10 protein-coding genes are annotated in these 13847 nt (G+C 40.2%); 4 read left to right on the top strand and 6 right to left on the bottom strand.

The window, feature by feature from the left end; translation table 11 throughout:
• Positions 1-39 precede the first annotated feature (39 nt).
• Positions 40-264: a DUF3955 domain-containing protein gene (locus L1068_RS02750; RefSeq protein ID WP_237128969.1), complete on the top strand. Its 225-nt coding sequence runs from the start codon at positions 40-42 to the stop codon at positions 262-264.
• Positions 265-332: 68 nt separating this feature from the next.
• On the opposite strand, the gene L1068_RS02745 is transcribed toward L1068_RS02750, so the two are convergent.
• The 5 genes from L1068_RS02745 to L1068_RS02725 form a co-directional block, all read right to left on the bottom strand.
• Positions 333-923: a CBS domain-containing protein gene (locus L1068_RS02745; RefSeq protein ID WP_237128968.1), complete on the bottom strand. Its 591-nt coding sequence runs from the start codon at positions 921-923 to the stop codon at positions 333-335.
• 49 nt (positions 924-972) lie between these two features.
• Positions 973-1248, bottom strand: a complete 276-nt coding sequence (locus L1068_RS02740; protein ID WP_237128967.1) for a hypothetical protein — start codon at positions 1246-1248, stop codon at positions 973-975.
• Between the two features lie 178 nt (positions 1249-1426).
• Entirely contained in the window at positions 1427-2530 is a 1104-nt protein-coding gene (locus tag L1068_RS02735; protein WP_237128966.1) for a PepSY-associated TM helix domain-containing protein, read from the bottom strand.
• Between the two features lie 52 nt (positions 2531-2582).
• A complete protein-coding gene (locus L1068_RS02730) occupies positions 2583-3227 on the bottom strand; it encodes a TonB-dependent receptor plug domain-containing protein (RefSeq protein WP_237128965.1) in 645 nt (214 codons plus the stop codon).
• A gap of 566 nt (positions 3228-3793) precedes the next feature.
• Positions 3794-5623 carry a beta-lactamase family protein gene (locus L1068_RS02725; RefSeq protein WP_237128964.1) on the bottom strand — a complete coding sequence of 610 codons (1830 nt, stop codon included), beginning with the start codon at positions 5621-5623 and terminating at the stop codon, positions 3794-3796.
• 155 nt (positions 5624-5778) lie between these two features.
• Between L1068_RS02725 and L1068_RS02720 the strand changes: the two genes are divergently transcribed.
• Positions 5779-7896 carry a winged helix-turn-helix domain-containing protein gene (locus L1068_RS02720; RefSeq protein WP_237128963.1) on the top strand — a complete coding sequence of 706 codons (2118 nt, stop codon included), beginning with the start codon at positions 5779-5781 and terminating at the stop codon, positions 7894-7896.
• 25 nt (positions 7897-7921) lie between these two features.
• On the opposite strand, the gene L1068_RS02715 is transcribed toward L1068_RS02720, so the two are convergent.
• The gene (locus tag L1068_RS02715; protein WP_237128962.1) at positions 7922-9328 is read right to left on the bottom strand and encodes a DEAD/DEAH box helicase; all 1407 of its coding nucleotides are present in this window, start codon (positions 9326-9328) and stop codon (positions 7922-7924) included.
• Between the two features lie 203 nt (positions 9329-9531).
• On the opposite strand from L1068_RS02715, the gene L1068_RS02710 reads away from it, so the two are divergent.
• On the top strand, positions 9532-10755 hold the full coding sequence (locus L1068_RS02710) for an ABC transporter substrate-binding protein (protein WP_237128961.1): 1224 nt from the start codon (positions 9532-9534) through the stop codon (positions 10753-10755).
• Entirely contained in the window at positions 10756-13653 is a 2898-nt protein-coding gene (locus L1068_RS02705) for a PAS domain-containing hybrid sensor histidine kinase/response regulator (protein WP_237128960.1), read from the top strand.
• The last annotated feature ends 194 nt before the right edge of the window (positions 13654-13847 follow it).

Genomic DNA, 13847 nt, shown 5'->3' with positions numbered 1-13847 from the left:
CAAGCTCTATTGATAAGAATACAATCATTAGAGATAGAGATGTCGTTTAAAAAAGTTTGGCCTGCAATAGTGTGTTTTAGTTTCTCATTAATCGCGTATTTTGCTTATCAATTTACAGGAGTTACGGTTGATGAAAATGGATTTTTAAGGGAGGCATTTTTTCTTATTCCCATTTCATTGAGCTTGTTTATGTTAGGCAGTGTATTACTTGTGGTTTTTATTGCCTTAAAAGTAAAAGCGGGTAGACGCTCACAACTTAGCTGATTGTAAACCGCCTCCTTGTTGTTAAAGACATTAAGCTATCGCCCAGTAAATACTGGGCGATTTTTGAACTAAATTTCGCTGTGATTGACTAGCGAATCGACCAATTGACTGAAAGTCTTGGCACTTTTTGCCTGATTAAGTGAATAGCCTGTGATTTTTGCAATATCAATTAAATCAAAGTAGCCGCGCAATTCGTTTTGATTAGCACCTGTTACCAATAGATATTCGTAGCTGGCTTTTTCCATGGTTGTTAACACGTCGCCCACTTTGGCATTGGCAAGTGTTGTTTCTGATACAGTATCAATCTCTTCTAATCTCACCATAATGTCACCAATCGTAAGTTGTGCACGTGTTAAGCCTTTTTTACTTGCTATTTTAAGTACATAACTGCTTGCTAGGCGCGCTTTTGAAATCACGCCTTTTAGTTGGTTTTGTCCATCAACTACAAAGCTGGTGCGCATATGGGTTTTTTCCAAAATGCGGTTTGCATCATCTAAATTAGTATCGATATCAATATACTGCAAAGGCTCAAGGTGGAAGCCATGCATTACAAATGAAGCAGGGCTTGAAAGTGACACGCTAGTGTCTACATGAACTTGTGCAAATACGCTGGCGCCTTCAAGAAGCGGTTTTGTTGAAAATGAAGTGAATTGGTTCATAACGACCACCTTATTTGTTAACTGTTAGAATTAAGATAAATATAAAAAGCTAACAGGTTGTAGGCGGTGCTCTTATTAGTTTAATCGCGATGCGTGATTGAATCGCAGGTTGTGTTCTTTGGTTGGGTTGGTGAAAATTTAACGCTATGGCGTTTTTTGAGCTGACGTCTAACGCGACATCGTCAAAATCAAGTTGGTTTGGGTTTAAGTCTTCAGCGTTATCAACGCAAATAACGGTTGCTTGGCTATCGCTTGCAATAGCTGTCGTGGTGCTTAAGCTAAGCGCCAAAACAACTACTGTAACGACAAACAACCAACGAAGCATAATTTACAACTTAAAAATTACTGTTAATTTAATAGTGGGTCTGTTTGGTAGATAATTCAATATTTATTTTAATAAAAATTTATTTTATTTTTAATTTCAAATGTTAGAGGATTCTAACTTAATGTTTCTTTGAGACTAATTTTTGCCGAATATATTTATATTCGGCAAAAATACTTGGTTAGGCAGATGCAAATTCACTTCTAGCTAGCTTGCGTCGTGAAGGCTTTCTGCGTTTAAGCCACAAATAGCATCCGGTAATCGCAAATATAAGCGGTGTTAAACCGATTAAACACCAAATTATACGGCTCGGTAACCCTGCAAAATAGCCAAAATGTAGCTTGCGAAAGCTATCTACCGCAACTAAAAAGAACGGTGCTTCACGAATATCGTAGTTAGGCAGTTGTTTTCCAGTTTCTTTATCAAAGCTTACTGTTGACGCGTATTCGCTTGTAACAAAGCTGGTATTTGCAACGTCGCCAAAAAACGTTATCGGTAAATCGGGCTCAAAAGGAAACATTAAATAAGTCGCCCTAAAGCCGCCCATTTGTGTTTTTGCGGTTAGCATTAAGTTATCGAGTGAAAGCTGATGGTTGTATAGTGGCCCTTTAACTAAATGTGGTGGCTCATCAGCGTGCTCAAATTCATGATGAATAATTTCAGATATATTCCAGTATACGCCTGTAAAACCTAAAATAAGCAGCACTGGCGCAGACCAAATTCCGACTAGTTTATGTAGATCGCTAAAAAAAGCGATGCGCTTAACTTTTAAGCGTAAGGTAAAAAATTTCTTCCAAAACTGGCGGTAAATAATAAAGCCTGAAATGCCCATAAACATTAAAATAAGCGAAATAGTGCCAGTAAACCAAAGGCCAGTTTCGCCAATTAAAAATTTGTAATGTAGGTCTAACAGCCAATCGGTAAGATAATGGTCGACCGCTTGTGGCGTTGATCGAACAATGCCTTGGTATTGATCTAAATAGACTTTAAACCACTCGTCTGTACCGTGTTTGAGTACGTATACCCGATCAGCGGTTTGCCCATCATCAAATATTTCCCAGCTGCCAATTTCATAGTTAGGCAAATTGTGTTTGATGGTTGTGTGCAAGTTATCGAAGCTAAGCCGAGTTCCAGGTGAAGCATTCACACTTGCCAGTTCGGGCATAATTAAGTGATCAATTTCTTCTTTAAAAACTAAAATACTGCCCGTAAGCGAAATTATAATAAGCGGCAGGGCAATGACTAAACCGCAGTAGCGGTGCCAAAGATGGAGTTTCTTTTTCATAATTCGGTGACGTCCGTTTATAAAAACAACAAAAGGCCGCATAGCGCGACCTTTACGTTTTGAGTTTTTGTTTAACGACTACAGCACGTCCTGCTGCGTATTCATTTAAGCGGCCTGATACGTCTGCATCTAAACGCATATTTGACCAAGAACCCGCAGTAATTGATACATCGGCGCGCAGGTCATCGGTTGGACGTTTACGAATAAAGTTAACCGTAGCTGATGGGTTGCCGGCACCTGTCATCATGCCGTTTGCACCCATAACCACTTCAATTCGTTGATAAATGGCTGTATCAAGTGTGCCTTGCAGTGCGCCACTTTCTTGCGGTAAGCCTAACCCGTCTACTTGAAAGTTGGTGATATCAAAACCGCGTGCCTTGTAGTAAGTACGATCGGTTTCAATTTTTTCAACCGAAACGCCCGGAGTTGTTTCAAGTACTTGATTCACATCATCAAGTGAAAAGTCGTTCATAAGGGCACGAGTAATTACGCGTACAGATTGTGGCGTTTCCTTAATCGAAATACCAAGTTTCGAAGCGGTTTCTGCTTCTACGGCAAGGTAGTTTGAGTGGTTCTTTCCTAACACCTCAATTTTTTCGATGCTTTTATCCGTTTGATCGTTGGCAAAAAGTGGGGTGGCGAACACTGAAGATGTGGCAACAAATAAAGTACTTAGTTTAAAAGCACGCGATTTCATAACAGGGACCTAAATTCACAAGTGACTAAAAATTGTTGCGTATCGTAATTTAAATGATAATCGATCTCAATAAGGTTATTGTGTTTTTTTCATTTGTTTCTTTTACACTGTTAAATTGGTTTTTATCGAAACAGAAAAGATATTAGCAAGGTATTGGAGGGTAGGCAGCGTTGTTAGGAGTGGATCTTTGCACCGGCAGGGGCCATTAAAATTGAGATGTAATGTCGTTTGGGGTGTAATACCCTCTAGTAGAGTGCAGGAAACTTTTGCTTGTTGTCAGCACATTTTGAACAATCGTTAGATGGCGAATAATAATTTATTACCCATATTTATAAGTGAAATTAAACATGGGTATGTATATAACCTGAATTCGGAATAATAAATTATTTTCTAGCTGCAACTTTAACTTATTACTGCGTTAAATTAGTTGGCAATAGACGAGCTATTGGCGCTCAAATTTGCCTTGTACTAAGAAAAACTATCAAGCTAGAAAGTTTAAAACAATAAAATACATATATTACATGTTACTAGTTAACTTCTTACTCCGGGTTCAGGTTAAATCAGGCTTATGCCCAAGTGCGCAGTCCAATGCCACCATGCCATGCTAAATAAATAACAATAATGCTTTGTAAAGAGATAAAAATCAGAGAGATGATAAAAAACGTTTTATGCGTTATCTTCGATTTAACCAAATATAAACAGCGCAGCGTTAAAGCACTCGTTAACAGCATCATTAAACTGCTTAACAAGATCCCGAGTGAGAAAATGCTCAGTGTGCCTAAACGTGAAATTGGTTCGGCTAAGCCTAATCCAATCAATACTAAAAACAGCAAGCTTGTTAACGCGGCAGATGACACGTTTTTGCGAAGTGATATGGCAAATTTGTTGGTAAGCTTCTTACGTTTAACTTGAATAGGCCAAATAATGCTGTAAAAGCACATACCCAGTAACAGTATTAGCCAAATAAATAAAATGATTTTATCTGCCCAAGCATTGAGCGCTGAAACTGGTTTAAATACACGATCGCCATAGTGAAAAACAAGCCCTTCGATGGGATCAATTCCTTGCTTCATTACTACATTCCCATGGCTGTTTTGCCAATCACTTTGACCATTCAATGTAAGAGTACGCTGCCAGCCAGACGGAAAAACTTGCTTAAAAGAGGCGCCATCATGTGTTATGTGTAGTTTGTTAAATGCACTAAGGCGCTCAAGAAAGTAGCGGTTTTGGAAGCGCGGATTGATATATTGATAATAGCCAGATTGTTCTAATAAAGCTGCCGGGATAGGGGAAGGTTTATGCGCGTTTGTGTCGGTATATTTTTCTAACGATTTACTGATAGCAAAACCAATTTCTCTTATTGCTCGAGCATTATCACTGTTTTGTAATAACACAAAACCGGCATTGAATTCTGGCGAGTAAACGAATTCAGTCATCCAGCCGGGCAATGATCCATCGTGGCCACGATATTTTACCCCTTTATAAAAACGTGCTGAATTTGTAATACCGTAACCGGCATCAAATTTACCCACGTTGGTAGAATGTGAGAATCCCATTCTGCTTAGCATTTCATAACTTAATATTGTTGAGTCTTTTTTAATGAATAGCGTTAACAGCTTTGCCATGTCAGTAATTGTTGACGATACCGCACCCGCTGGTTTCATCAGAATGTGTTTGTAAGCGACAGGTTTATGTTTACGATACCCTGTTGCTAACGCTTCTGATTCAAAACCTTCATAGGTCGTATTTTCCATCGCAAGCGGCTTGAGAATGTGTTCTTCAACGTAACTTTCAAAAGCAACCCCTGTCACTTTTTCGATAATCAGTGCGACAACAGTTGATGCTGTGTTGGTGTAAGCATGACGTGTGCCGGCAGGCCAACGAGAGGTGCGGCTATTGGGATTAACCGCTAGCACTTGCTCTAATGACATAGGAGGGTTGTTGGAATAAGCAAATTCGCTTAACGAGATTTCTCGCCAACCTGCTGTGTTTTCCAATAAATGGATCAGTTTAATGGGGTGGCTATCGGCCCAGGGATTATGATATTCCAAGTCAGGTAATAAGGTTTTGAGTGTATCGTCAAAAGACAGTTTATTTTGTTCAATTAATTGCAATGCAGCAATTCCAACGAACAGTTTACTCACGGAACCTATTCGGTATTGAGTTGACGTTGTAGCTTGTAGAGCCTGTTTTTGATTGGCGTTACCGATTACCTTGATGTATTGCGGCTTGCCAGGCTCTATGATTGCGTAAGCAATCGAGGGTATTTTATGTTGTTTTACTATTTCATTAATTTGTTTATCAAGCGCATGTTTGTTGTTTGCATGGGCTAGGTTGATATAGCTAAAAATTAAGCTTGTAAGGAACAAACTTATCAAAAAATACAAAGATTTCACGTATTCACCTTTTGATTATTAATTACGACGAAGTGATGGCAACATGATTTGCTTAATGCTTTTCTAAATTCAAAGAAAGTTTTGTTATGTCTTGTGATAGTATGCAAAAATACCGTGTTCACAAAAAGTCACAACTCAATAAGGTATTGTTTTAAATGGAAGAAAATAATGAAATACGCACAGGGTATCGCATTAGTGAGTTTGAGTTGTGCACTACCTCTGAGCAGTTTTTTAAGCTTGGAAATCGCATTGCGATTGAGCCGCAATTATTTAGCTTGTTGCATTTTTTGATTACCAACCGCGCTAATATTGTTTCGCGAGAGCAAATAGAGCGTGTAGTTTGGGCAGGTCGCCCTGCAACGGATGAATCGATTCGAGCTGCGATTAAAAAACTACGTGATTTATTAGGTGACAATGCGCGTGCACCTCTATTTATTAAAACAATACCTAAACAAGGATATAAATGGCTGGCGTCAGTTGAGGAAATCACAGCCTCATCGTTAGAGCAAAAACAGCAACGCAAAGGTTTCAAGCCAGTATTAATCGTTTTGATGATTGCTGTATTGGGACTTTTACTCTGGATTTTTAGCCCAAAACACCTTCCTGAAGTTTCGCCACAAAGCACTATCGATCGATTAACCACGTTATCTGGTTCTGAAATATTTGCTGATTATAATAAAGCATCACAACAACTGGTGTTTCTTCATCGCGAATCAAACATCAGTGCGCAGCAGCTTTATATTAAAGATTTGATTACGAATGAAATTCAACGTTTAAGTTGGGACGACAAACACTATACCGATAGTTTTTGGTCGCCAGATGGTAAGCAGTTGGTCTTTACATCTGGCTTTGGTCCGAAGGTAAAACACTTTGTCGCAAGTTTTGATGAAAACCGTAATGTTACTGAAGTAACACCCTTTGAAATAATGGCAAATACGCCAAAATACATTCTTGGCTGGCAAATTGATCAGTCAGGGCTATGGCTTGCCGATGAAGTAACGAATCCAACCCCTCACAGCATTTATCGTTTTGATTTTACCACGCAAGATATAGAGCCTGTGTCTTTACCCAATGTCACTGGTCGTGGTGATTACTATGCTGCACAGTCAAAAAATGGTGAGCAGATAGCTATTTTGAGAGAAGTCGAAAACAATCAGTCATCTTTAATCATTGTGGATTTGACAAGCAATGATGTGATTGCAAATCACTTGCTGCCTTTTACGGCAAACCGCATGGTATGGTTATTTGATGATAGTGGTGTGATTATTAGTAACTTTTTTGGCCAAGCTGCCACGTTCAAGTTGGCAAATAACGGCTTTGCTTTTGATATCGATCTTCCCCCTAATGCAATCGATATTTACGCAAGTTGTGGCGAACGCTGTTTGATCTTAAGACAGCACAATGGTGACTACTTGGATTTAAAAGAAATACCACAGCCCAAATTAAACCAAGTTAATCACAGCGAAACACCGCACCTTTTTAATACTAGGGTATTGAAAAAAAATGGCGCGCAGGACTTACCGCTGTATGTGGGGGAGCGTAAAGCGCTCGTTTATGCTTCATTAGAGGCTAATCAGCTTGCCTTGACGTTACTAAATAATAACAACCAAGAGCAGGATATTATTTCGTTTGATACGCCAGAAGGCCTCAGTGCAATAGCTGCTTCTTTTGATGGAGATCGAATCGCGGGAGTTGTTGATGGGCGCTTATTTATTGTTAATGATATTCACTCGATTAAAACGGCACACCCGCCTAAGTTTGTAAGTAAAGCGCTTGAGCGTTTAGAAAATCCAGTATGGCATGAAGATAGTGTTCATATATACCTTGCTCATTATGTTGGTAATTCGCCTGCCATTATTAAATTGAATACGCAAACGAATGAACGAAGCCGAATTATTGATGGGTTTGTGAGTTTTAAAAAGAATTCTGATCATAAAAGTGCCATTGCAATCGACCCAAGCTTAATGGCGTGGCATTTAACAAAACAAGATGGGCAATGGCAAAAAGTGAATGCGCTCGGCAAGGTGCACTCAGCAAATGTGCATCGTTGGGATTACTTGGGCAATGTGTTTTATTACACAAAATTGGAACAACGGGTTGGATTGCTTTGTCAGCGAACAATAAAAGCCCAAACAAGCCTAGGAGCAGAGCAATGTACCGCGATAGGTAAAAACATGTTTCGCTTAAATTTTGATATTCAACCAAACGACTCCACCCTAGTTATGGTGGAATCGTTAAGTGCACAAAGTGATATTATTCGTTTAACTTGGTAAGCGTATTTACACTATGTTTTGCAGCTTATTTGTTGGCGTTAAATTTTACATTATTTGGCTTTCGTTTCGGGCGTTTAGCTTGTGCGTTATTATCACTTCTGCCTTTGCTATTTTGCTTTGGTTTTTCGCCATTTTTAGGCTTAGCATTGTGTGAACTGCTTTTCTTTTTTGGCTTACTTACCGCTTTTGCTTCAGCTTTTACTTTGTCGTTGGTGCTAGCGTTTTCTTTTGGCTTTTTCGGTTTCTTCGGCTTTTTAGGCTTAATTGGGCGCGTATCTAGCTTTGAATCTGGCACTGGGCTTTGTGGTTCAAACCCAGCTTCAATTTTACGCGGAATAACTTCTTGGATAAGTCGTTCAATACCAAATAAATCGGCAGCGACGTCTTGGGTTACAAATGAAATCGCTTCACCTGATGCACCTGCACGGCCAGTACGACCAATACGGTGAACATAATCTTCATATACATTTGGTAGATCAAAGTTAACCACATAAGGCAGCTCTTGAATATCAAGGCCACGCGCAACAATATCGGTAGCAACCAGTACATTTACATCACCTAATTTAAAGCCATTAAGTGCGTTCATACGTGCGCTTTGGCTTTTATTGCCGTGAATTGCAGCGGCATTAATCTTTGCTTTTTCAAGGTCACGAACTAAACGGTTTGCACCATGCTTAGTACGCGTAAATACTAATACCTGTTGCCAGTTATTGGTTTTTATTAGGTGTTTAAGCAAGCTAGTGCGTTTACTTTTATCAACGGGATACGCCCATTGGGTCACTGTTTTAGCGGTTGTATTGGCAGGAGCAACTGAGATTTCGATTGGGTCGTTAATTAGGCCTTTAGCAAGTGCGCGAATATCGTCAGAAAAGGTTGCTGAAAACAGCAAATTTTGGCGCTTTGAAGGCAGCGCTTTAATAACGCGTTTAATATCATGAATAAAACCCATGTCGAGCATGCGGTCGGCTTCGTCAAGCACAAAGAGTTCAAGCTGGTCAAACTTAACAGCATTTTGTTGGTAAAGGTCAAGTAAGCGGCCAGGCGTGGCAACTAAAATATCGCAACCTTTTCGCAGTTTCAGCATTTGTGGGTTAATTTTAACACCACCGTAAACAACTTGGCACGAAAGGGGGAGGTGTTTGCTGTAGGTTGCAACACTTTGCCAAACTTGCGCTGCTAATTCTCGCGTTGGTGTGAGTACTAATGCACGCACTTGATTGCTGCGAACCTTTGGCCCTTTGCTTAGCATTTCTAGCATTGGCAGTGTAAAACCTGCGGTTTTACCTGTACCGGTTTGCGCCGCAGCCATTACGTCACGTCCCGCTAATATTGCTGGAATTGACTTTTCTTGAATTGGCGTTGGGCTTTCATAACCTTGCTCTTCAATTGCTTGGTTTATTTCAGGGCACAGGTTTAAGTCTGAGAAATGCATTTTTAGTAACTCTTATAACGGCGGCCGAGCAGGGTACAGCATCCCCGCTCGGAACGCAATTTTCACGTGATTTCAGTAATGACAGCTTTTTGCGTCATAACAAATATAGAGCGGCTTTATTGAACAAAATTAATTGCTTATCACTACTCTAAACTTGAAATGTTGACTATTGTTTAATTACTGGAAATTTTGCAGGTAAACAGATGTTAGTTTTAGTAAGAGGGATGCTGTTGGTTTCCCTGTTTATCACAAGTCACGCAATTGCACAAAAGCGCGTTTTTAATATCTACCATGACTCTGACTATTCAAATCATGGCGAATCCGCCAATGCGATGAAAATGGGTTTTTTAGCTGCGCTTTCGCAATACGAAAACGAGTTTAACAACATAGAATTTAACTTTATTGAAAAAGATCATCGCGGTAACAGTAATCGTAGTTTGTTGCATATGAAGCAATTTTTGGCAGACCCACATGCTCTGTTTATGTTGGGCGGCTTACATTCGCCACCTTATATAAAGTACAAGCAGTTTATTAGTAAAAATGAAGTGTTGCTACTTGTGCCATGGGCTGCAGGTGGGCCAATTACTCGCCATGCAGAGCCTACAAATTGGGTATTTCGTGTATCGGTTGATGACACTAAAGCGGGGTATCGCATCGTCAGCTTTGCACGCGATCAATTAGGGTGTGAGCAGCCCCACATGCTGCTTGAGCAAACGCCTTGGGGCAAGTCTAATCACAGTACCATGCGAAAGGCGCTAGGCAGCGAACATGACAGTGCTGTAACCTGGTTTAGTTGGAATACAAAACTTAATCAAGCCAAAATAATGCTGCGAGATATTACCTCAACGCGCGCAGAGTGTATTTTGTTTGTTGGTAATGCAGTAGAGGGCAAGCAATTTGTTGATGCAATGGCGGCGCTGCCGGCTGACCAACGCGTGCCAATAGTGAGCCATTGGGGGATCACTGGCGGCGACTTTTATAGCTATGTAAAACAACATCTAGCCACTGACGTTAAACTAAACTTTATTCAAACGTGTTTCGCTATCGAACCACAAAACCAGTCTCCTCTTGCAAAACAGGCCGCTGTTACAGCCACAAAGTTGTTTCCAAATAAATTTACTGGGTTGGAAAACTTATCGGCGCCAGCTGGATTTATTCATAGCTTTGATTTAGCAAAAATATTTTTAACCGCGTTTGTTAATGTTAAAACTGAGGGCGATATTAGCGATATTCGTTTATCTCTGCGCGATGAATTAGAGCGTATTAAGAAGCCCATTAGAGGTTTGATTAAAACGTATCAACCACCGTTTTCTCAATGGAGTCCTACCCAGCCTGATGCCCATGACGCGTTAGGACTTGAAAACTTATGTATGGCTGAATACAAAGCGAATGGTGGTATTCGTGTGTTTAATAATATAGAGCGCTAAATGGCGAATAATAAATTAACTACAAAGCTATCAGCTAATAGTGCGTTTTTATCTTTTGTGGTGCTAAGCCTGTTACTGTCGGTTTTAGTGAGCGCAGTATTTGTCGGTTTCACCACTGATAAAAATATGCGGCAATATGAGATTAATAACGCCAAGACCGAAGCTAAATTAAGCGCAAGTTACATTCAACAGTTTGTAGAAACACGATTACAGCTGCTGCGTGACTTGGCTAAGCAACCTATGTTAGTGAATGGTGTTATGGGTTCAGATGTGTCTGCTGCATCTTTGTCAGATTATTTAGATGACTATCATTTAGTTGGTAAAAAGCATCCAATTTGGCTTGTGAATATTGCTAGTGAACTTGTTTATAGTAACAGTGAAGCAGAGCCTCCCGATTTAAACGCCCCTTGGCTTGCACAACTGTTGAGTGAAAACGTTGCTCACGTAGTGACTTTAAATACGTTGCAAGACGGTGATCATTTTTTAATTGCGGTACCTGTAGAGTATAACGGGTTTACCGAAGGGGTAATGATTGTTGAATTCCGCTATTCCCTCGCTGAGCTTTTTCAAGATGTAATAAACAGTGCGAATTATGGCGTAACGCTTAATGGAAAATGGTTAGATTTCTCAAGTTTAAAGAGCAATACCGAATATTTATCGGTTGCTACGCTGGCACTTGGAAACACCGGACTTACGCTCAATTATCATTTAAATATGCAACTTATTGAGCAGCGCGTGATGGCGGTGATTATTAAAATAGCGTCGTCAATTTTAATAAGCCTTTTGGTGGCTTGGATAGTACTTTATCTCGTCGGCCACAGATTATTGCTCGATCCCTATCGGCGTTTAGCGGCTTCTGAGCGTGCAATTAAACTCAGTGAAGAACGCTATAAAGTGGCTGTAGCTGGAAGTAACGATGGTTTGTGGGATTGGGATATAAAAGCCGGAACGGTTTATTATGCGCCGCGCTATAAAGAACTACTAGGCTACTCGTCATACGATGAGGCGTTTCCTAATACCTTTGCGAGTTTTGAAAATGCCCTGCACCCTGATGATAAAGAACGCGTCAATACAGCAATCGAACAACATTTAAAAGAAAGGCAGCTTTACGATATTGAGTACCGCTTACGCACAAAAAGTGGGGAGTACCGGTTTTATCGTGCAAGAGGTACCGCAATTTGGGATGAAAATGGCAATGCCACGCGTATGGCGGGATCGCTTACCGATGTAACCGAGCGTATTGAAATAAACAAAGCGCTGGAATTAGCTAAACATCAAGCGGAAAATGCCAATAAAGCGAAAAGTGAATTTTTGGCGTCAATGAGTCATGAGATCCGAACACCAATGAACGGGGTGTTAGGTATGCTTAATTTACTGCAAACAAGCGAACTGTCGAAAGAACAATTACATCGGGTAAATGTGGCAATTGGCAGTGCAAATGCACTATTAAACTTACTCAATGATATTTTGGATTTTTCAAAAATTGATGCAGGTAAACTCGAGCTTGAATCAATTGAGTTTGATTTACGCACCTTGCTTGGCGAATTTGCAGAGGCCGCCGCGATTCAGGCTCATCAAAAAAACCTTGAATTGATACTGGACATTACCAACGTAAATGCACAAACGGTGATGGGCGATCCAAACCGTCTTCGTCAAATATTATACAATTTAGTCGGTAATGCCATTAAGTTTACCGCACAGGGTGAAGTAGTGATAAAAGCGGCCTTAGAAGTAAAAGGTTCAGATCAATATCTGCTTAATTGTGAAGTTAATGACACCGGAATTGGTATTCCAGAGCAGCAACAATCCAAGCTTTTTAAAACATTTTCTCAGGTAGACGCCTCTACAACACGTAAATATGGTGGCACTGGGTTAGGTTTGGCTATCGTTAAACAGTTGTGTGAACTGATGGGGGGCAGCATTGAGGTGAGTAGTCTCGAGGGCAAGGGGAGCAGCTTCAAATTTAGTTTAGTGCTTGGCTGTGGCAGTGGGGCTAAAGCCAGTATTCCATCGATTGATATTAGTAAATTACATATTTTGATTGTTGACGACAATAAAACAAATTTAGACGTTTTACGTGGTCAATTTGAGTTTTGGGGTGCACGTGTAACTGAAGCGCTTTCAGCAGATGAAGCGATGTTGATGTGTAAATCTTACTTTGAAACTCACCAACGTTGCTTTGATATTGCGTTTTTGGATATGCAAATGCCGAATGTTGATGGTGCGCAATTAGGTAAAGCGATTAAACAGCATCCAGATTTTCATGCAACAAAATTGGTGATGATGACCTCAATGAACCATCAAGGCGATGCATCTTATTTCGCAGAGCTTGGTTTTGCGGGCTATTTTCCGAAACCCGCGACGACCTCAGATTTACTCGATGCGTTATCGATTGTGGTTGACGGCGGCGATGCACTTGAGCAAGCAACACCTTTAGTAACTCGCCATTATATTCAAACGCTACAAACTCACGCGACAAATGTTCAGGTTAAATGGGCGAAAAATATTAAACTATTGCTTGCTGAAGATAACCAAGTAAATCAAATTGTTGCCAAAAGCACCTTAGCCAAATTAGGTTTAACGGACGTTAAAATTGCCTCAAATGGGCAAGAGGTACTCAATATACTAAACGAAAGTGAAGACAGCTTTACTGCAATTTTGATGGATTGCCAAATGCCAGAACTCGACGGCTATGATGCCACCAAGGCGATTCGAAATGGTAAGGCAGGCAAACACAACGAACGTATTCCAATTATCGCTATGACGGCAAATGCAATGGTTGGCGATCGCGAGAAGTGTATCTCAGCCGGAATGGATGATTACATTACTAAACCAATTGTTGAAGCCAATCTTAAAACTAAACTGCGCGCGTGGCTGCCAGAGGAAAAACAAAGCTGAATCTTGAACGCCTAACAGATTCAAGCTAGTTACATGACATGGCTTTACTTGAATCGCTAAGTGATTTGAGGCATTTTCATTAACCAAGTTGTATCCTAATCATGAATTTTTAAGAAAAAGGTTTCTATGAATAAAGGAAATGCGCCATATAAAGTGTTTGTTGTTTTTATGGGATAGTATCACTTGAAATTACG

It is taken from the genome of Pseudoalteromonas sp. MMG024, from assembly GCF_021654175.1.
GTDB lineage: Bacteria > Pseudomonadota > Gammaproteobacteria > Enterobacterales > Alteromonadaceae > Pseudoalteromonas.
This window is presented reverse-complemented; position numbering and strand designations above follow the sequence as displayed.